Origin of the sequence: Colwellia sp. BRX8-7, assembly GCF_014077275.1 — a bacterium.
Lineage (GTDB): Bacteria > Pseudomonadota > Gammaproteobacteria > Enterobacterales > Alteromonadaceae > Colwellia_A.
Map to the genome: position 1 here is coordinate 1 of NZ_JACGVP010000009.1, position 21,937 is coordinate 21,937.

17 protein-coding genes are annotated in these 21,937 nt (G+C 36.8%); 9 read left to right on the forward strand and 8 right to left on the reverse strand.

The features are described 5' to 3' along the window. Nucleotides 1–165: 165 nt before the first annotated feature. On the reverse strand, nt 166–1,125 hold the full coding sequence (locus H4J57_RS10145) for a PHB depolymerase family esterase (protein ID WP_182242732.1): 960 nt from the start codon (nt 1,123–1,125) through the stop codon (nt 166–168). Between the two features lie 550 nt (nt 1,126–1,675). Next, entirely contained in the window at nt 1,676–2,440 is a 765-nt protein-coding gene (locus H4J57_RS10150; protein WP_070374211.1) for a Crp/Fnr family transcriptional regulator, read from the reverse strand. A 335-nt stretch (nt 2,441–2,775) separates the two neighbouring features. Here H4J57_RS10150 and dnaK point away from each other — a divergent pair, with 335 nt between their 5' ends. Continuing rightward, nucleotides 2,776–4,668: a molecular chaperone DnaK gene (dnaK, locus tag H4J57_RS10155; protein WP_070374212.1), complete on the forward strand. Its 1,893-nt coding sequence runs from the start codon at nt 2,776–2,778 to the stop codon at nt 4,666–4,668. A gap of 123 nt (nt 4,669–4,791) precedes the next feature. On the opposite strand, the gene H4J57_RS10160 is transcribed toward dnaK, so the two are convergent. The 5 genes from H4J57_RS10160 to H4J57_RS10180 form a co-directional block, all read right to left on the reverse strand. Beyond that, nucleotides 4,792–5,091 (reverse strand): YkgJ family cysteine cluster protein, encoded by a 300-nt coding sequence (locus H4J57_RS10160; RefSeq protein ID WP_182176625.1) that lies wholly within the window; start codon nt 5,089–5,091, stop codon nt 4,792–4,794. 185 nt (nt 5,092–5,276) lie between these two features. Continuing rightward, nucleotides 5,277–5,654, reverse strand: a complete 378-nt coding sequence (locus tag H4J57_RS10165; RefSeq protein ID WP_182242734.1) for a PAS domain-containing protein — start codon at nt 5,652–5,654, stop codon at nt 5,277–5,279. Nucleotides 5,655–5,965: 311 nt separating this feature from the next. Continuing rightward, nucleotides 5,966–6,367 (reverse strand): hypothetical protein, encoded by a 402-nt coding sequence (locus H4J57_RS10170; RefSeq protein ID WP_182230153.1) that lies wholly within the window; start codon nt 6,365–6,367, stop codon nt 5,966–5,968. Between the two features lie 225 nt (nt 6,368–6,592). Continuing rightward, nucleotides 6,593–7,381: a phytanoyl-CoA dioxygenase family protein gene (locus tag H4J57_RS10175; RefSeq protein WP_182242736.1), complete on the reverse strand. Its 789-nt coding sequence runs from the start codon at nt 7,379–7,381 to the stop codon at nt 6,593–6,595. Between the two features lie 51 nt (nt 7,382–7,432). Next, on the reverse strand, nt 7,433–7,753 hold the full coding sequence (locus H4J57_RS10180) for a hypothetical protein (RefSeq protein ID WP_182242738.1): 321 nt from the start codon (nt 7,751–7,753) through the stop codon (nt 7,433–7,435). A 270-nt stretch (nt 7,754–8,023) separates the two neighbouring features. Between H4J57_RS10180 and H4J57_RS10185 the strand changes: the two genes are divergently transcribed. The 8 genes from H4J57_RS10185 (at nt 8,024) to adhP (ending at nt 18,563) form a co-directional block, all read left to right on the forward strand. Then, a complete protein-coding gene (locus tag H4J57_RS10185) occupies nt 8,024–8,929 on the forward strand; it encodes an ATP-binding cassette domain-containing protein (RefSeq protein ID WP_182242740.1) in 906 nt (301 codons plus the stop codon). After that, the gene (locus H4J57_RS10190) at nt 8,929–10,461 is read left to right on the forward strand and encodes a hypothetical protein (protein WP_182242742.1); all 1,533 of its coding nucleotides are present in this window, start codon (nt 8,929–8,931) and stop codon (nt 10,459–10,461) included. Before H4J57_RS10185 ends, H4J57_RS10190 begins: the two co-directional genes overlap by 1 nt. Before the next feature lie 239 nt (nt 10,462–10,700). Continuing rightward, a complete protein-coding gene (locus H4J57_RS10195; RefSeq protein ID WP_259366848.1) occupies nt 10,701–11,831 on the forward strand; it encodes a methionine aminotransferase in 1,131 nt (376 codons plus the stop codon). Further along, the gene (locus H4J57_RS10200; RefSeq protein ID WP_182242746.1) at nt 11,819–12,607 is read left to right on the forward strand and encodes an amidohydrolase; all 789 of its coding nucleotides are present in this window, start codon (nt 11,819–11,821) and stop codon (nt 12,605–12,607) included. Before H4J57_RS10195 ends, H4J57_RS10200 begins: the two co-directional genes overlap by 13 nt. 263 nt (nt 12,608–12,870) lie before the next feature. Continuing rightward, complete coding sequence (locus H4J57_RS10205; protein ID WP_182242748.1) at nt 12,871–14,517, forward strand: M14 family zinc carboxypeptidase; 1,647 nt, start codon at nt 12,871–12,873, stop codon at nt 14,515–14,517. A gap of 2 nt (nt 14,518–14,519) precedes the next feature. Beyond that, nucleotides 14,520–16,274, forward strand: coding sequence for a M14 family metallopeptidase (locus H4J57_RS10210; protein ID WP_182242750.1), 1,755 nt, complete (start codon nt 14,520–14,522; stop codon nt 16,272–16,274). A 292-nt stretch (nt 16,275–16,566) separates the two neighbouring features. Continuing rightward, nucleotides 16,567–17,226, forward strand: a complete 660-nt coding sequence (locus H4J57_RS10215) for a peptidylprolyl isomerase (protein ID WP_182222207.1) — start codon at nt 16,567–16,569, stop codon at nt 17,224–17,226. A 326-nt stretch (nt 17,227–17,552) separates the two neighbouring features. After that, entirely contained in the window at nt 17,553–18,563 is a 1,011-nt protein-coding gene (gene adhP / locus H4J57_RS10220; protein WP_182242752.1) for an alcohol dehydrogenase AdhP, read from the forward strand. A gap of 265 nt (nt 18,564–18,828) precedes the next feature. On the opposite strand, the gene H4J57_RS10225 is transcribed toward adhP, so the two are convergent. Beyond that, entirely contained in the window at nt 18,829–21,717 is a 2,889-nt protein-coding gene (locus H4J57_RS10225; RefSeq protein ID WP_182242754.1) for a pitrilysin family protein, read from the reverse strand. Nucleotides 21,718–21,937 lie beyond the last annotated feature (220 nt).

Genomic DNA, 21,937 nt, shown 5'->3' on the forward strand with positions numbered 1-21,937 from the left:
TATATTTTATGTTTTATATTTTGTATTTTGTTGTCTTACTTGTTCTTTTGAACCCCAATTTTAGTCACGTTGTTATTACAACTATTTACACTCTACTTGATAATTTAACAAAAATAATTAGCACTATAGTACCACAACCAAGCTGTTGTTTATTAAGGGTTATATTCAAGGTGCGTTGTTTTTTGTTGAAGCCAAGTGCCAAAAGTCAACAATGTGTTTAGCGGTACTAATAGGAGATTCAAGTAAGTAGTTGGCTGTTTCTCCACCATTAACTTCTTTCGGATTAACCATAATGCCATGACCTACATTAGCGATAGTCATTAACTCTACCTGAACTTTTTCTTGCTTATCTCCCCAGGATTTACGGGTGTAACCTGCTTTAGTTTTTACTTGGGGCATTAACGTTATTCCTGATAACATAGCCCAATGATCAGCTAAGGTAATCGCATTTAACGGATTAACAATCGCATCATTATCTCCTGTCCATATAGATAATTTTGGCCATACTTTTTGATTTGGATTTAATTTTTTAACTAATAATGTAAGTTCATCTGCCGTTTGTGATGGGCCGTTTTTCATACAAGAAATAGCGGTAATTAAACCATCGGCACAAGGAAATGGAATGCCTGCAACGATTGCCCCTGCAGTAAACAGTTCAGGATAATTAACTAACAAACTGCTTGCCATAGCGCCACCAGCAGATAAGCCTAAAATATAGATATTTTTCCCAACCAGCTGTTTTTTTAAGGCCAATATCATATTTTTTATTGATAAATTTTCACCGGTTTCTTTAGCGTAATCACTAGCAGAATACCAATTAAAACAACCCTTAATATTATTTTCTAGGCTTTGCTGAGGGATTAACAAGGCAAAATTATGCTGTTGTGCTAAACCAAGCAAACCACTTTGTCTCGCTAATTCTTTGCCCTCTTGCGCGCAGCCATGAAGTAATACAACGATATTAGGTTTAGCGATTACCGGTGAAAAATAACTTGCCGTTAGGTTGCCTGGATTATCACTGAAATCTTTTAACTCAGTTAATTGAGCATAAGAATTTTGACTAAACAAGCTAAATACTAGCGTCAGTGATATCGATAATGAAGTTAAAAATTTGAGAGTAGACATAATATTAACCAAAATAAATAGTGGGTTAGATAATGAATGAAAGTACCTTAAACAAGCAATAGCACTTTAGTGCACAGCCGACTCAAGGTCTGTGGCAGAGGTATATCAGTATCATAAAGACACTTACGAATGCGTAAACTAACACCCATGACGATAAGCAAATAAATGAGGAAATAATAACTTTAATTCAATAGAATATTGAATAGATAGATAAATAAAAATAGCTAACTAGTGATGCTAAAAATCGACAAGTAATAGTGTTATTGTGAAGAACATTTTCAATACGATAAAAAGTCAATATTTAAATATCGGCGCTATAAAAGCTATGACTATGGTGGATTATCAGCAGCTATATAAAATAGGCTTCTGCAAATAGTGTGGTATCAAGTAGTAATAGCAATCTATTGCTCGTCTATCACTGCCTCTTAAAAAAACGTGTCGATGCAATCGTTGAAACTGATTTGATAGTCCAATACGAAATTGAAAAATCAGGTAAGAACAACCAATTTAGACATACCAGCTACCCTATTAATTATCGAGACTTTTGTCTTTAGGGTTTAAAAAAAGGGGCGTTAGGTAAAGTTTCTGTATATTTAGCTTCTTTCACTAAAGCCTCTAAATCTTTAATAATCAATTGATTACGTTTTTTGTCAAGCGTACCTTCTTTTTTCCAGTGTTGTAACTGCTTATTAATCACTTGCCTAACTGAGCCAGTCATCCGCGCTAAGGTTTCATCGTTTAAACCGTTAACCAAATGATGTTGATGCTCTGCTTCTATCGTGCCGTTATAAAACTTAATTTTATTAATATGTTCTAAAATAATACGGCTTAAACGCGTGGTAACATCGTGTAAAACTAGGCTACTGGCTTGTTGTTCTTTTTCACGCATTTTTTTCGCTAAGTAAGGCATAAATTGCTGGTTAAACTCTGGATACGTCCACAACCAATGCCGCATGGTGGAAAGTTTCACTGACAATAACTTTACCGTTGTTAAAGGTGAAACAATAACCTCATGTGGTTGATCGTCTAACAGCACCATTAAGTCAAAACAGTCGCCCGCATAAAGCATATCTAAAGTGGCTTCTCTGCCCGTTTCTGGATTACTTTGTTTAATTTCTAAACTACCGCTAATCACCACAAAAAATCGCTGAGTAAGTAAGGCCGGATTAAAGTAGTCGCCTTTGTACCATTCATCAAGCTGAAACTCTTGTTGAAAATCTTCAATTAACTTCGCCGGTAAATCTGCAAAAATATTAGCTTGCTTTACTAAAACTGGGCTGGCTTTTTGAGGTAGATGAGTAGCGTCTTTATTCATAAGAGTAGTATTTAAGCCATAGCGGGCACGAATAGTTTTATTCTACTCTTTGTATCTATAGAGCAAAAGACAATGTTGCTTTTTAAATTTACAGACTATTTCTCACGTTAATCTGCTGACTTTTAACTTATAAAGCCGAGATAATATAAAAATTATAAAATGATCGATACTGTCATATTTGTGACAGAAGCATTTTATGACCTTAGGTATTATAGCGCCACTAACCAAACGCCTAACGTTAAAACATCACGTTAGTTTGTTTATACGGTCAAACTGCTTGCTGGATAATGACCATAAAGCATTAGACCTTTTTTAATAAATAATAGGTAATTATTATGTCTAAGATTATTGGTATAGATTTAGGTACAACAAATTCATGTGTAGCAGTTATGGAAGGTGGCGTTGCTAAAATTATTGAAAATGCTGAGGGTAGCCGCACCACTCCATCAATTGTTGCTTATGCAAACGAGGAAACATTAGCGGGCCAACCGGCAAAAAGACAAGCCGTTACCAACTCTAAAAATACATTATTTGCGATTAAACGTTTAATCGGTCGTAAATTTGATGATAAAGAAGTACAAAAAGATATTAAGTTAGCCCCTTATAAAATTGTCAAAGCAGACAATGGTGATGCTTGGGTTGAAGTTAATGGTAAAAAATTATCACCACAAGAAGTATCAGCGCAAATTTTACGTAAATTGAAAAAAGATGCTGAAGCCTATTTAGGTGAAACGGTTACCGAAGCGGTTATTACTGTCCCCGCTTATTTTAATGATTCACAACGCCAAGCAACCAAAGATGCCGGTAAAATTGCTGGACTTAATGTCAAGCGTATTATTAATGAACCAACAGCTGCGGCATTAGCCTACGGCGTTGATAAAAATAACAAAGCTGACCAAAAAGTGGTGGTTTATGATTTAGGTGGCGGTACCTTCGATATTTCAATTATTGAAATTTCTAATGTAGACGGCGAAAAACAATTCGAAGTATTAGCAACCAATGGTGATACCTTTTTAGGTGGCGAAGACTTTGATTTACGCCTGATTAACTACCTTGCTGATGAATTTAAAAAAGAAAGTGGTATTGATATTCACCAAGACCCATTAGCGTTACAGCGTATTAAAGAAGCGGCTGAAAAAGCAAAAATAGAGTTGTCATCAGCATTACAAACTGACGTAAACTTACCGTATGTTACTGCTGATGCTAGTGGTCCTAAACATTTAAACGTACAAATTACCCGAGCAAAATTAGAGTCTTTGGTTGATGACTTGGTGAAAAAGACTATCGCTCCATGTGACCAAGCACTTAAAGATGCTGGCTTAAGTAAAGGTGATATTGATGAAATTATTTTGGTAGGTGGTCAGTCACGTATGCCAAAAGTACAAGAAGCAGTTAAAACCTTCTTTGGTAAAGAGCCGCGTAAAGATGTTAACCCAGATGAAGCAGTGGCTATTGGTGCAGCGATTCAAGCAGGTGTGTTATCAGGAACGGTCGGTGATGTGTTATTACTTGATGTAACGCCATTATCACTAGGTATTGAAACTTTAGGCGGCGTAATGACTAAGCTTATTGATAAAAACACTACGATACCAACACGTGCTTCTGAAACATTCTCTACGGCCGAAGATAATCAAGCCGCGGTAACTGTGCATGTATTGCAAGGTCAGCGTGAAATGGCAACAGATAATAAATCGTTAGGTCAATTTAACTTAACAGATATTAACCCCGGTCCTCGTGGCTCGGTGCAAGTTGAAGTCACTTTTGATATTGATGCAGATGGTATTTTAAATGTCTCAGCAAAAGATAAAGCAACCGGTAAAGAGCAAAGTATTAAAATTACGGCATCAAGTGGTTTAACTGAAGATGAAGTTAATCGCATGGTCGACGATGCCCAGAAGCACGCAACTGAAGATAAGCAAAAACGTGAGTTAGTTGAACAACGCAACCAAGCCGATCAATTGATTCATACGGTACAAACGTCAATGACTAGCTTGAGTGAAGATCAACAAGCCGAGCTTAAAACATTAATTGAGCAATTAAAAATGGCCGTTAATGGCAATGATAAAGCGGCGATAGAAATGCGACAAAAAGCATTACAAGAAGCGCACAGTAAAATAATGCAAGCTTCACAATCACAAGCAGAGCAGCCTCAAGGTGATGCGGCTAATGATAGTGCTAAAAACGAAGATGTTATTGACGCAGACTTTGAAGAAGTGAGTAATGGTTAATCAATGAGTGGTGGCTGATAAGGTAAGTTAACCGCTTATTTATCATAATACTGTATAAAAACAAAACCCCTAATATTAATTATTAGGGGTTTTTTATTATGATAAAATAAACAGTTAACTATTTTAAGAGGTATAGAGCTTTTCTGTTCTTTCGTCGATACATTCGTATGAACCCATCTCAAATTCTCGACAAACCCAAGGTCTATTTTCGTAAATAGAACACAATAATGTATCTCTGTTTAACGCTGAGCACAGACCATCATCAAGTCGTAACATTGATTCGTGTCCATGGTCATCAATATAGATATGCCGATGAGGCACACCGGTATCTGAAATAATTCTAACTTCTAAGCTACAGCAACATGCCTGGCAATTTGCACAGGTGACTTCGGGAACGGGAATGTTTTTTACTTCAATGTTCATAATAAATAATAAATAACAATAAACTTAATGGTGAGTAGGATACGCTAAACCGCTCAGCTTCTCGAGCAAATAGAAGCTGATGGGGCAAATAGCAGACATAAAAAGAACTGATTAAAGCACTGCACTGCAAAACAGCCACAATATTTTGTACAACTTGGAGACGCTATTGCCTCTCAATACTAACGTTAGAAATCAAAATGTTTAAAGAAAACATCATAAATGACCTTTTCTACTTCAGTTCCATAACAACGCGTATGCTTAAATTCGCCATCTTCTTCGTAAACACTAGAGTTGTAGATAATATATTTAATTTTATATTTACCTTGGACTCTCGCTGGATAATTTTTCAATATATCAAAATGGCTCAAACGTGTCATCATGTCAGTTAAACAGCTTTCATCTATCTGAAACTCTGAGATGTGATGCCCTATATATTCACTTTTTGTATAACCTAACACTTCAAGTTCACACTCATTGGCATAAACAATAATACCTTCTGGCGATACAGCATGAATACCAATCGATGAATTATAGATAAAGTCTTCTGGATTCTCTGTAAACATAAAATCACCTAACGCCTTACTTGCGTCAAAATAGATATTTAAAAAATAGACGATAGACAACAGTAAACTATTTCTGCCAGCTTAAGTCACTCATAAAAAATAATTGGTCGCTAAACATTGGTCGATAAACGCAGAAACACAACAAGTGCTCATTTTAACCTAGCCGTAAACTAATAAGTTTAAGAGTAGTTCAGTTCAGCTCAAATAAATATCCAGAAAAGTATATATTCAGGAGAATACTAAAATAACTAATATTTTGGCTTTCAAAATGTGCAAAAAACGCTTTAATAGCACACTATTTTTAAAAACGATTATAAGGAAACTAATTCATTCTCTAACCATTGTTTAGCCGTTGGTGTGTCACTAAAAAATTTATTTTTAATGCCAGCCTTCTTATACACAGCCTCAAATTCAAGTTGAGTGGTTAATGCAAATGAACTATGTATCATATTAATGGCAATTGCCTTAGCGGTTCCGTGCTTCACTTTATACAAGTGATAATCTAAACCTTCCTGTGTTGCTAATGTTTCTCCTTTAAGTATCACGATGATCCCGTAATTTATATTGATAAAGTTTTCTAGGACGACTTGTTGTAGATTAGCGTGCATTTGTTTGAAAAACTCGACATTCCATGGACCCTCTGCATCGATAATAATAATATTATTATCGAGTGTGAATTGGCATTGGCCGTGCGAAGCAAATTTTTGAATCAATGAAATCTACCTATTTTATCTAATGATAATTAATCGAGAAGCTGGGTTTTATAATCATTTATGATTAAGCATAATCTATAAAATTAATGTAATAAAGTTAATGTAATAAAATATTGATTAGCTGTTATTACCCCATTGAAATCATCAGCTGTTTTTTTTATAAAAGATTTAGTCTCTTCAAATAGCTCAATTTAAAAATTAATACCAATAATAAGTGTTACTTTACTATTTTAGCTTTATTGCCTTTAAGTCGAGGGTATTGGTAAATAACCTTGGGTTTTCAATCTTATCTAGCATCGAAAATTCGGGTAAACAATCGTCATCAACGTAGTCAGCAAAATCGCCAGCGGGATCAAAAACTAAAATATCTAATGCTAATCGATCAAGTCCATACAAACCACGGTGGATCATATCAGCCGAAAAAACTAATAAATCACCGGCCGCTAACTTTATTTCTTTACCGGTAGAAAGGTTTTCGCTGCTCACTCTGCCCTTTTCTTCTTGTCGAACATTAAATTCTTCTTCGTTGTCCCAGCGTTTATGTGTTCCTGGCACTAATTCCATACCGCGCTCATCAAATAATGGCAAACGTAAGTGAACAACTTGTGTCTCTTGAATGGCTTTTTTCTGTTCTTCAACCTCGTGATCATATTGACAATCTCGATGCCAAAAATCTTTTTGTGCTGGATTAACCGGGTTAAAAAACAATTGAGTATTCATAAAGGCTGGTTTTGCCGCTATAACAGACTCGACAACAGCCATTATTTTTTTTGAACTAATAAAATTGAAAAGCTTAACGCGATCGTCAAATGCTAAGTACTGACTGCCGGTGATCAAAGAAGAGTTGAACGCTTCTTCTTGATAAAATTTTGCGTGATCTTTTTTCCAAAGATCGTGAAATTTCAATACCACTTGTCTTAGGGCTGAAATTTCAGTGTCATTAAAATAATTTCTAATAACAAAGTAACCTTGGGCATCATAATGCCCCTGCAACTGACTTTGATTTTCTAACATTAACGGCTTTTACCTTGGCTTGACTGTTTAGGATTATATTTTGACGATTGATTAACGCTCATATCTCATCCACAGTTTGTAATAAACCGCATTACACTTAGCATTATCATCCATAATGCCGTCTCTATCACAATCGGAACCCGTCAAAGATTTAACAACATCAGTGCCATATTCGGCGATATCTTCTGGCTCAGGTTTAACTTCAATGGTGACTTTAGGAGAATGTTCGATGAATTCGCCAACGTCTTTGTATCGTGAGAATTGTTCTTTTGAAATAATATCACCGATATCAACTTTTTTCGCTTCGAAAGCGTAGACATCTGTTGCACTAAACAACAAGAGTACAACAATAAAGACAGCTATAAATTTCATCAAATATGCCTAAAAGTTATTAAAATTAACATGCTGATTCACCTGAAAAGGCCACGCTATTATTTCACGCAAGTATTATAAAACACAATGTCACCGTTGTACCTTAGTGAAATTTATTAATCGTTAATAATTTCACTAATAGTTGGTTTAATTGAACATTTCTTTTCAAAAAAATAAAAACCAAAAACAATAAGCCATTGAATTAAAACAACTTATTTTTGGCGTAAACTTTGCTAAATAGATAACATCTTAATGTCGAAGGGAAATACAATGTTATTGGATATTCAATCACTTAGCCATCAATACCAAAGTGGCAAGCACACACAACTAGCAATCAAATCATTATCACTACAAGTTAGACCAGGGATTTTAGGCTTACTAGGCGCTAATGGCGCAGGAAAATCTAGCTTAATGCGTATTCTTGCTACGATAACAAAACCTAGCCAAGGAAAAATTTTATGGCAAGGACAAAACATTGTTAAATCACCACAATTATTGCGTAACGAACTCGGTTACCTGCCTCAATATTTTGGCGTCTATGACCAATTGTCGGCTATTGAATTTTTGCAATACATGGCTGGCTTAAAAGGGTTAAATCAATCTTTAGCGACTCAAAGAATCGAGGATTTACTCGCTAAGCTCAACCTTACCCATGCTGCTCATATGCCATTGAAAGGTTATTCGGGGGGGATGAAACAGCGCATTGGCATTGCACAGGCTTTACTTAATAACCCGAAATTATTGATTATTGATGAACCAACTGTGGGTCTAGATCCACAAGAACGTGCCAATTTTCGCCAGTTATTAACTGAATTAGCCGATGATCGTTGCATTATTTTATCAACTCACATAGTCGCAGATGTTGAATCTATTGCTGACCAAATTGCGATTATGCAAACTGGGCAATTAATTCAATCAGCAACTCCAAAGGCACTACAAGAAAAAGTTGCCGATAAATGCTGGCAACTCACCACTAACTTGAATGAATTAAAACAAATTCAGCACGACTTTATTGTCAGCCACAGTGTGCGAAAAGACAACAAGGTCGAGTTAAATATTGTCGCTGAACACTGCCCTGATGTACGAGCAATACCAAGAGCGCCAACATTAGAAGATGCTTATCTCTACTTTACCAGTAATAAGCGTGCTCGAACTGTTCTTGCGAGGGCATGTTAATGAATCAATTATGGCAATGTACGGTCGCTGATTTTAAACAACGAACACGCCAGCAAAGCTTTGTGGTTACTTTACTGGCGATGTCGTTATTAACCTTACTTTTTTTCCCTTCACTCGATGCTCAATATCAAACACTTATTATCAATGGTTATAGAGGTCTTTATAACAGTGCCTGGTTAGGTGTTTGTTTAGCGATGTTAAATGTTTTATTTTTACCTATTATTTGTTTTTATCTCATTAAGAATGGTCTTGAATCAGATCGAAAATCGATGACCTGTGAACTTATTGCCGCCACTCCTATGAGTAAGTTAACTTTTATATTCGCCAAATGGTGCACCAATGTTTTAATTTTGTTTACTATCGTATTGGTTATGCTGATCAGTTGTATTTTACTGCAACTTTATTATGGGGAAAATTATCAGATAGACCTTTGGGCGTTAGCTTGGCCCCAATTAGTCTTTGTTCTACCTGTGTTATTAGTTGTTGCTTCACTGGCGATAATGTTTGAATCAATAAAGTGGCTTAAGGGGGGCTTTGGCAATGTTGTTTATTTTTTCTTGTGGACCGGCTCTATTGTTCAAACCATTGAAAGCGCTTCAGGGGTTGGCGCAATACTTTCTGCTATAGAAACCGAGGTTGCAGAACGTTTTCCGTCACAAGCAGGCTCAACACATATTGGCGTAACGGTTGTTGATGAAGAAAATGCAGTAAACACTTTTCTTTGGCAAGGAATAGAGCCAACAGCACAGTATTTATCGAGTATTCTGCCGTTACTGATCATTTGCTTAAGCTGTTTTATTATTGCAGTAATCTTTTTTGATCGCTTTAGTCGAAACCCCGTACCTGAAACCAAACAAACCTCATGGCTAATAAACACCTTAACCCGTCAAGTGTTCAATCGACTCGATGTGCTATTTACCATGCTAACCAAGCACTTTGCTTTTACTCGCTTATTACGTTTAGAACTAAAATTATTATTAAAAAGCCATTCGATTTACTGGCTGTTAGGTCTTTTAACGTTAAATATTATTCAACTGTTTATCAGTCAGCAATTACTGGTTAGCATATTTTTACCGCTGTCATGGTTATGGTGTGTTTTAGTGCTTTCACAGCTCGGCCAAGTAGAAAAACAAGCAAATACGGTTGAGTTAGTCACCTACAGTAAAAAGTCAGCGCTATTGCAAAGTTTAGCGAGCTACTCTGCTGCATGGATATTATTAGCATTGGGAAGTTTGGGTAGTGTGCTTAGATTTGCGGCGATAGCCGAATGGCTGTTAATCATACAATTAATTATAGCCATTTCATTTACCGTATCCCTCGCTTATTTTTGTGGGGTATTGACCGGCACAAAGCGAATGTTTGAAGTGCTATACCCGGCAATTTGGTATATGGGACCGATTCAAACAGCACTATATCTAGACTTTTTTGGCGTTAATAGCACCATAAGTTGGCAAGCAGGCATGCCTTATTATTATGCTGCTCTCGCAATTGGCTTAATGTTGTTAACAGTACGCGCTAAAAGTAGCCGTTAATTTATTAACGGTTGTTTACACTAAGATATCGATTTAAAAAGGATAACGATTGAACTCATCAGCCGTTAGCCTTAACATTCGATTATTGCTTCACGGTCTATTTAAATAAAGACCGATTGAACCATGCTTATTTAAGCTAATTTTCCTCAAAAATATCGACTTAATAATCCAGGGAGCCTTTTGTGCCATCTTCTTTTACCAGTAAACTGCCCAATCTAGATACCAGTATTTTCACAGAAATGTCGATGATGGCAAATCAATATCAGGCAATTAATTTGTCGCAAGGTTTTCCTGAATTTGATACTCCAGAATTTTTAAAAGATAAAATAAACTTAGCCATTAGTGAAGGTAAAAATCAATACTCACCCTCAAACGGTTTACCTGAGTTATTAACGCAAGTTGCCGCTATGGTGCATCGACAGTATCAAACAGATTTAACCACTGCACAAAAACTTAATGGCTTAAAAAACGTTACAATAACCTCCGGGGCTACCGAAGCACTATGGGTTGCAATACAAACGCTGGTTCGCCCAAATGATGAAGTTATTATTTTTGATCCCGCTTATGATTCTTATGAGACAGCCATTGAACTTGCTGGTGGAGTTTGTCGCCATGTCGCACTAGATGCGCCTAACTATGCAATAAATTGGTCCTTAGTTGAGCAAACAATTAATGAAAATACACGTGCCATTATTATCAACAGCCCACACAACCCAACGGGTTCAATACTGAGTGCTGCAGATCTTACTAGCTTACAAGCTTTGCTTGAGAAATATGATTTATATGTAATAAGCGATGAAGTATACGAACACATGACGTTTGACGGCTTACGTCATGAAAGTATTTTACGTTACCCTGATTTGTTTAAACGCGCCTTTGTCGTCTCTAGTTTTGGTAAAACCTTTCATTGCACCGGCTGGAAAATGGGTTATTGCGCCGCACCTGATGCGCTTACAGTTGAGTTTAGAAAAATTCATCAGTACGTTACCTTTTGTTCATTTACCCCGGCACAAATAGCTATAGCTCAAATGCTAAAACAGCACCCCGAGCATATCACCGAGTTATCAAATTTCTATCAGCAAAAAAGAGACTTGCTGATCAATGCACTAAAAGACTCTCGCTTTAAAATGCTACCGTCAAAAGGTACTTATTTTTTATTGCTTGATTACTCTGCAATCTCAGCACTTAATGATCGTGAATTTTGTCATTGGTTAACCCAAGAAGTCGGTGTTGCCGCCATTCCGTTGAGCCCCCTGTATCCCGCTGACAAAAGGGAGTCTTATCATCAAAACAATAAAGTAATCAGACTTTGTTTCGCAAAAAACGACGATACCCTACTTAAGGCCGCAGGAATATTATGTCAACTTTAACCATAGCCGCAGTGCAGTTCGATATTAGTTGGTTAGACAAACAAAGCAATTTTGATCGTTTAGAGCAACTTTTCAAAGATCACTTTACTGACCATGCGGCTGCCGATTTATTATTGCTACCAGAAACATTTTCAACCGGTTTTTGTATTAATAGAAAAGATGTGCAAGAGCCAGAAGATGGTGGCTCTGCTCTACATTGGTTAAAAAAAATAGCAAAGCAATATAACTGTGTAGTGGCTGGCACGGTTTTAGTGAGCCAAAATGATAAAAAAGTGAATCGTTTTTATTGGGTCTTTGCTGATGGTCAGGTTGAACATTATGACAAGCGCCATTTGTTTCGTTTAGGTAAAGAGCAAGACTTTGTTGAGCAAGGCCAGCATAGAAAAACAATCAACATTAGGGGTATAAAAATACTGCCTTTGGTTTGTTATGATTTGCGCTTTCCTGTTTGGTCGAGAAACCGCCAAGATTATGATCTTATGGTCAATGTTGCTAATTGGCCTGCTCCACGTCGTCATATATGGGATACCTTATTAAAAGCCAGGGCAATGGAAAATCAAAGTTTTGTGGTCGGAGTTAATCGTATCGGACCAGATGGTAACGATATGCCTCACTCTGGTGGCACAACTTTCATTAATTTTGATGGTGAAAACATACTTTCTGCCACTGATCACCAACAACAAATCATCACAACCCAACTCGACTTCAGCAAGCTTGATAAATTTAAAAATCAATTCCCCGCCTTTTTAGATGCAGATAAATTTGAGTTGTATTAAAAACCAGTCGATTTATTCTCGTAACCCAAAGCCGTTTATTGTTATAAACAAGACAAACCTAAAACAACATTATAAGTGGTTAAGTTATTTTAGGTTTTTATACATTTTGATCATCTAACCTGAATTACTAGCAAACCAGCTCATTTAATTCACTTTCCTTTGAATTGATTGAAGAAAATACATACTCTTTATGGCTAATTAAAGTTCACCTATAAAACAAATTATAATAATTAAGCGTTTTTATAACTGGAGCATATAAGTAAATGAAGCGACTACTCGCGTTATTCCTCATCTCTGGCAGTTGTCTTGGTCAAGACTATATTAACCAATACACCAGCCATGCAGAAATGTTAAAACAATTAAAACAACTGGGTGTTCAAACTCAGCAAATTGGTACTTCACGATCAGGAAAGTCAATAATCGTGGCTCAATTTGGTGATAAAAGCTCACCAGCAATTTTGGTTACAGGCAACGTTGATGGCGATTATTTAGTCGGTACTGAACTTGCGATGCGCCTAATAGAGGATCTAAAGTCAGGTAAAGTCACCCGAAATGGTAAAAGCATATTTATCGTACCTATGCCAAACCCTGATGCAACAAGTTTTATACTGGGTAAAAATGGTTATTCAACGACCTTTAATCACTTAAAAATAGATGACGATAACGACCTAAAAATAAATGAAGACGGTCCTAATGATCTCAACAACGATGGTTTTATTTCTCAGTTAAGGATCTCAGACAGTTCTGGCCCATACAAAGCTAGTGAACAAGATCCTAGTTTATTAGTAAAAGTTGATCGCCTCAAAAACGAAGCAGGTCAATACCGTTTACTCAATGAAGGAAAAGATGACGATGGTGATGGTAAATTAGATGAAGATGGCTATGGCGGAACAGCAATAAATAAAAACTTTACCTATAACTATGACTATTTTGGTATTGGCTCTGGTGTTAATCAAGCATCTGAACCTGAAACGCGTGCCTTAATAGATTTTGTTATCGATCATCAAAATATTTTAATGACCGTTAATTTTTCTAAATACGACAACCTCCATGAAAACTGGTCGGCTAATAAAGTACTGGTAAGTGAATATAAACGTCCACTGGAAGCCTTTGATAAAATGCCTAAAGAAGATGTTGACGGTTATAAATTATTTACTCACCTATGGCAGCAAGCCCATAAAGACTGGCAGGTAAAAGCAGAAAACCGTGGTCAAGGTACTTTTCACGACTGGGCCTATTTTCACGGTGGTCGTTGGTCAATAGCCACCAATGGCTGGAATTTTAAGCAAATAACTATTGCCCAATCAGCTGACGAAGAAAAAAACAAAGACGCTGATGTTGAAAAAAACAAAAACGCATCAGCAAGCGAAGATACCAAAGAAGCTCGTTTGGTTACTAACGCCAAGGAAAAAAATCTACAAGGGGCGATTATACCGTGGACAAATATTTCACACCCAGACTTTGTAAATGAAAAGGTGGAAGTGGGTGGTTTTCGACTTGCCTATTTAAATAATCCTGATATTAGCGTATTTACTGAAACTAAAAGTTCGGAATATATTACTTCCTTAACCACACTTTTTCCTGAGATTAACGTGAGCCAGAGCGTAAAAAAAATAGGTAAAGATCTTTATCGAGTGACCTTAAAAATAAAAAACATCGGTAAACTTCCAACACAAAGTGCCATGGGTAAACTCACCCGTTGGATGCTTCCCGTAAGAGTTCAGTGGAATTTACCCAAAGAGCAATTTATTGGCGGTAGCAAGCGGACATTATTAGCCCCTATTGCCGCTCATGGCGGCCAACAAGAAATCAAGTGGCTGATCAATACCAAAGGCTTCAATGATGCCTCATTTGAAGTATCCTCACCTGTCATCGATGCGGTGACACAAACCGTTAATTTTGGAGCTTAATCATGAAAAAAATATTGCTCATCTGTATTTTAACGGCCACAGCTTTGTTAACTATAACGGCACAAGCCGCAGACAAACTCACTGGATTACAGGCATTAGGTGCGCCTTTAGACCCAAAAGTAGATATTCGCTGGAATCGTTTTTATGACTCAGAAAGTACTATAACGATACTCAAAAAAATAAATAAAGCTTACCCTAAACTTACTCAACTAGAATCTATTGGTCAGTCTTACGAAGGTCGCGATATTTTTGTTATTAAAATTACCAATTATAACAACGGTGATGATACGACAAAACCGGCGATGTATATTGATGGCAATATTCATTCTAATGAGATTCAAGGTACAGAGGTTTCTCTTTATACCGCTTGGTATTTAACTGAAAGCTACGGAAAAGTGAAGTGGATCACCGAGCTACTTAACGATAAAGCTTTCTATATTGTCCCTACAATTAATCCTGACGGGCGTGACTGGTTTATGAAGCAGGCTAATACTGCGCACTCTCCTCGTTCGGGCATGGTACCTACTGACAACGATCTTGACGGTGAAATCGATGAAGATGGTCCAGAAGATCTCAATAATGATGGTCACATTACTCGTATGCGTATTAAAGATAAGGTACGTGGTACTCATAAAGAAGACGAGAAATACCCAGGTTTAATGGTACCTGTTGAAGAAGGTCAAACTGGCGATTACCGCATGTTAGGAGCTGAAGGATACGACAACGATGGTGACGGTCTTGTCAACGAAGATGGTAAAGGGGTTTACGAATATGATCCTAATCGTGACTGGGCCCATGAATGGGAGCCAGCTTATATTCAAAGAGGTGCACGCCGTTACCCTTTTTCATTAAAAGAAACCAGTGCGGTGGCAAAATTTGTTAAAGCTCATCGTAACATTGCTGCCGCGCAAAGTTACCATAATACCGGTGGTATGATTTTACGTGGCCCGGGTAAAGCCAATAACAAATATACCCGTTCTGATATTAGCGTCTATGACTTTATCGCCAACCAAGGTGAGCAAATACTACCCAATTACCGCTACCTCGTCGCTTGGAAAGATCTTTATCAAGTCTACGGTGGTGAATTTGATTGGTTTTATGGCAACAACGGCATTATGGCATTTACGAATGAACTTTGGACATCAGCTAATATGTTTCGTCCAAACGATAAAACAAGCGATAAGTTAGGCAATCAAAATCACAACTTCAATAAGCATATTTTATTTGGTGATGCTTTTGTTCCTTGGACTAAAGTAAAGCATCCAATTTATGGCGATATAGAAGTCGGCGGTTTTAAGAAGAATTTTGGTAGAACGCCCCCTTCTTTCCTATTAGAAGAAGAAGCACACCGAAATATGGCCTTTACCTTATTTCACGCCTATCATATGCCACAGTTAGAAGTAACTCGTTCATCAACGCGTAAGCTCAGTAATGGTTTGTATGAAATAACGGTTAATATTGCTAATGAGCGAGCAATTCCGACAAGATTATCACAAGACATTAATAATAATTTGTCGTTTGAAGACCGCATATCGATTATCTCTGATGACTTTTCAATATTAAGTGGGTTAACCGTTATTAGTGAAGGTGCCAACACACATACTGACCACGACTTAAACCCAGCAACAATTAAGGTCGCCACGCTTGCGGGTCACTCAACAACCATAGTGAAATGGATTGTCGATGGCAAAGGGACTTATAAAGTGACAGTAGACTCAGAAAAAGGCGGCAAGCACAGTAAAACGTTTAAGTTTTAACAAAAAATATAAAGGTAATATTCTGCTAATAACATAGTAATGTAAAACCGGCCTCTGTCGGTTTTTTATTAGCCGTTATTTAACACTTTTCCTCTCTAGTGAAGTGCTAAAAATATTATAATACGCCTTACATATGAAACAGCATTGTTGGCATCAAAGCTTAGTCATCTTAAGCTGCTGACTTAATGATTGATCAGTTAATAAAAATTATTATTTCTTAGTCGTTAATACCTGATAATATTTGATAACTTAGTCTATTTTCAAAAAATTAAAATAAAATAAGAAGTCTTTTATGAATAATATGAAAAACATCATCACCAGTCTTTTGTTAATCATGATACTGGCCGCATGTTGCGGAATAGATCCCGCATTAAACACTATTGATAGATTTATTACTAAACAAGCGGTTGATAAAACAAACCCTGCTTGGAAAACGACGTTAAGTAAACCGCCATTACTGACCTTCACCCAAGGGAAAGATTACTTTTGGGAGCTGCAAACAAACCAAGGTAATCTGACCATCAAGCTATTCACTGACTCTGCGCCTATGCATGCTTCTAGTACTATTTATTTAACTAAATTGGGTTTCTATGATGAGCTAAATTTTCATCGTGTTATTCCTGGCTTTATGGCACAAGGTGGCGATCCATTGGGTAATGGCACGGGCAACCCAGGTTATAAATACGATGGCGAATTTAATAGTGACATAGGCCACAGTGAACCGGGTATGTTAAGTATGGCAAATTCAGGTCCAAGCACTGATGGCAGTCAATTTTTCATTACTTTTAACGCGACACCTCATTTAGACGGTAATCATACTGTTTTTGGTAAAGTTGTGACTGATTTAGAAGATAGCTTAACTAAAATTGAAGCCTTAGGTAGTCGAAGAGGTAAAACTAGAGAAGCGGTCAACATCATTAAAGCGTCAATCCGTATCGCCGACAAAGAATAACTTAATATTAATTCTTGCTGATCACATCAGATTGACCGGTGAGTAATAGTCGCTTATTGGTGTTATCGGCAGATCAAAAAATTAATGTTCAAGATATGCATTCACGCTTAAAGGCCATGAATAAAACAGTATTCACCTTGATATAAGTAAAAATTATTATGTCTCAAGAAAAATAACTCACCTTTGCTAAATGGCTATTATTTATTAACAAATTAAGATAGCCATTAACGTCTCTTTCTGACCATTTATTGTTCTACATCATATTTTTATTAAAGTTGAGTATTATAATATTTTTTACAATGTATTAACTTAAAGAAAGGTCACTAATGAAAGCAGCTGTTATTCATCAATTCAAAGACAAGCTCGAGATTAAAGAGCTTGATAAGCCTACAATTTCGAGTCATGAAGTTTTAGTAAAGGTTCATGCTTGTGGTGTATGTCATACCGACTTACATGCGTGTCATGGTGACTGGCCAGTAAAACCTAAGATGCCACTTGTTCCAGGCCATGAAGGTGTTGGAGAAATCGTTGAAGTAGGCGAGCAAGTTAAGCACCTTAATCTTGGTGACCGTGTAGGTATTCCATGGTTATATAGTGCTTGTGGATATTGTGATTACTGCTTATCTGGTAATGAAAACCTCTGTTTGTTACAGCAAAATGCAGGGTACTCTGTTGATGGGAGTTATGCTGAATACTGTAAAGCAGATGGCAACTATGTTGTAAAAATACCAGACGGGATTAGCTATGTAGATGCTGCCCCCTTGTTTTGCGCAGGTGTTACAACTTATAAAGCATTAAAAGTATCTACGGCTAAACCAGGTGAATGGGTAGCTATTTTTGGTATTGGAGGCTTAGGACATTTAGCTGTGCAATATGCTGTAGCAATGGGCTTAAATGTCATTGCTATTGATACTGGCACTGAAAAATTGAAATTGGCTAAAGATTTGGGTGCCTCTTTTTGTTTAGATTTTAAGTGTGATGATGTTGTAGCAAGAGTTTTAGCTGAAACAGGCGGCGTTCATGCCAGTATTTGTACCGCTGTTAGTAAAAGTGGCTTTGAACAAAGTTACCAAGTTATTCGTCGTGGGGGTAAATGTGTACTAGTTGGCTTACCCGCCGAAGATATGCCGTTACCTATATTTGATACTGTTTTAAATGGTGTTAGCGTTGTAGGCTCTATTGTGGGGACGCGTAAAGATTTAGTTGAATGTTTAGATTTTGCCGCTAGAGGAAAAGTTAAAGCGATAACCATTGAAAAGTCACTAGAAGATATTAATGATATCTTTGAAGATATGATCAACGGCGAAATTACCGGTCGAGTGGTTATGAAGTTTTAATCATTTCTATCTAGCTATTGGCATTTGCAACTAACGCTGCAATATCTTTGGTAACTTAGTTGGAAAATTACAATCACCGTTTATTAGCCCAATAACAGATATATCTAAACTCGGTGCATAAAGCACAATTAATCGTTATTAATAAATAAAAAAACCGGCAGATGCCGGTTTTTTATTTTTAACTACATGCGTTATTCTCATTAAGTTATTTGTAATGTTCAATAAGATAATAACGAATATCTATTAAAGTGAGCTTAAACGCAATTTATTGAAAAACCTCATCTATTGCAATCACTTCAACATTTTGCGACGGCAGTGTTAGCTTGTAACTTTCGATAATTTTATCGGTCGCTAAAAGCTCTGCTGGCTTATCACTGTTATATGTTAACGGTGATACTTGTTCAGACAACAAACGTTGCTTCATGTCTTTACCATCGCCTGAAATGAAAACATAATAAATATCATCTGTTTGTAAGTTTTCTTTGATAACACGATTAACATCATCTAAGGATAGTTTTGCAAATTGATCACGAACGTATTTAACAAACTCTTCTGTTTGATAAAACTCACTATCAAGTGCATAACCTAACTGTTGATCTTGGCTGGCCACTAATTGCGGTGCATAGTTCGTTAAGTAATTACGTGTTGCTTGAAAGTCTTTTTCGCTCATGCCCTTTTCAATCAAGTTGTCCAATTCATACAAAGCGGCACGCGTTGCGAAATGAGCATCATTATTTGAACGTAAAGGACGTAACCACACTTGAAAAATTTGACTAGAGCGACCTAAATTTGCATCAGGTTTAGTTTGGTACATCCCTCGTGGAAAATATTCAATATAAGAATAATCTCCATAGTTCATACCACGCGCTTGACGAATTTGTTGATACAAGTAGCTGTTAGAACTACGATGTTCACCAAAGTATGAACGCACTAACCAAAGTGCCGCCCAGTCTTTATCACTGCGGATAGTATCAATGGGAAAACCAAAAGAGACCGCTGTAGATTGCGCACTTTTTTCTATAATTGTCGCATGATGACCTTTTAAAACCGGTGCTTTAGCAATTGTTAAGCGCTTTTCATCACCGACGGGTAAAGTCTCTAAATCTGTCATTAATTGTGCTTTTAAAGCACTAGGCATAGCGCCAGTTATACCTAAGTTTAATTTTGCTTGGGTAAGTTGAGTGCTGTAGAACGCTTTAACATCTTCAAGAGTAATAGCGGCTAAGTCAGACAAATCACCACTATTGTAGTTTTCGTAAACATGCCCTTGATAAAGTTCGCTATAAAGCACCTCTTTACCTAATTCTTCATCATTAGAAGATTTAAGACCTGATTTAATACCATCAACAAGCTCTTTTTTCAGACGCTTAAAATCGTCTTCACGCCATCCTGGATTCAACAATTGATCGCTAATAAGTTCGTACCACTGAGTAGCATTATCTTTATGCACCCGGCCAGTAAATGACATCATTTCTTTATCAAGCTGCGACGAAAATCGTCCAGCTAGAGGGTATAAACCTTTCTTAATATCTTGATAGCTTTTTGTTGCCGAACCGCCTTGAGTTAACATACGAGCGGTTAAAGCCGCTACCCCTTTTTTACCAACGGGATCTGCTGCAGCACCTGTATAAAATAGAAAGTTAACATCAATCAACGGTGAGTCATTGGTCTTATCTAATACCGCAAACTGTGGAGTACTCGGCTGCGAATTTTTCATGACTATTTTTGCAACGGCGCCATTTAAGTCAACTTCTTGTTCGAAGTCGGCAATCTCATCTAATGCTGATAAAGTCACTGTTGTGCGATTTTCATCAATAAAGTATTCATTAGCAATACGTTGAATATCTTCAGCTGTAATATTGTCAAAGCTATTATAGAGGTGATTAATCGTTTCGGGATCGCGGTCAAAATGCATATAACTCGCCAATGTTGAAGCGATAGACTCTGATGAATCTAAACTATTAACAAAACTATATTTTAAGTTAGACTTTAAGTTATCAAGTTTTTCTGAAGAAACGAGCTCAGTTCTTACTTGTGCGTAAGTACGGTTTACTGCATCACGAACCGTTGCTAGGTCTTTTTCATCATTCACTTTGATAAATACGTGACGTAAGCCAGCATCTTTTGTTTCAGGGTTGTAGTTAAACATTTGGCTAGCCAACTGCTTATCAACAACGAGTTCTTGATACAATGCTGAGTTATTGGAAAAATATAATTCAGAAATTAAATCTAAAGCCGCGCGATCTTTTTTCTTGGGTTGCCAATCAGCACCTTTATAAGAAACGAGTAACCAGTGACCCGGTAAGCCATCGAATTTTTCATGAACATATTTCGCAGCTTCCTGTTTTGGCTCAGGTGCTATAGTGCTAACAAAATCACCTTTTTGCCAATTTCCCCAGTGCTTCTCGACCATGGCCATTGTTGCTTCTGGTTCAACATCACCGACAATTACTAAAGAAACATATTCTGGCTTATAGAATTGTTTAAAGAACTGTTCACCATATGCAACTTGATCAGGCATTGCTTCTACATCTTCAAAGAAGCCCATAGTGGTATGCTTATAAGTATGAGTATCGAATGCTTCTTTTCGCACCGCCGCTAACAACTTTCGAGTTGGACTAGCATTATTTTTTAAATACTCACCTTTTACCGTTAAGGCTTCTGTTTTAAATTGTGCTTCGGTGTACTTTAGGTTTTTAAAGTGATCCGCTTGAATCTCTAATACTTTATCTAAATGATCTTTAGAAAAATCTAAATGATAGTTAGTATAATCGTTGGTGGTGTAAGCACCGTTATCAACACCGGCATTTTTAAATAAATCGGCATAAACAGCTTGTGGAAATTTTTCTGAACCTTTAAACATCATATGTTCAAAGAAGTGGGCAAAACCTGTTTTACCTACTTCATTTTCATCACGAGAACCTACAGAAACGGGGATCTGTACTGAAACAAGATCTGGATAGTCTGTTTTTACCACTAAGACACGTAAACCATTAGCCAACTCTTTGAACAAGTATTTTTGGCTAAAGACTTTATTTGCACTCTCTTGGCTTGATTGCTGTGACATACTATTGCCAGAGTCGTTGCTGGTTGCCATACAGGCGGATAACGTTAAACTTGCAGCTATGACAGCCGCTAAATATTTCTTTTTCATCATAGTTCCCTTTATTTTTATTGCTGTATTTTATGTAACTCTGAGAATTTTTTCATTAAATTTTTGAGGATAAGCCACGACATCATGTAACAAAATAAGTACGGGTCATAAATAAAGAAATAAAATGGGAAGGCAATTATTTTATGTTTGCGCTGTTTATGTTTAATTGGCGTTTTTTTGCGTATTGTTACTGTAAAGATAGTACTAACAAAAAAATGCC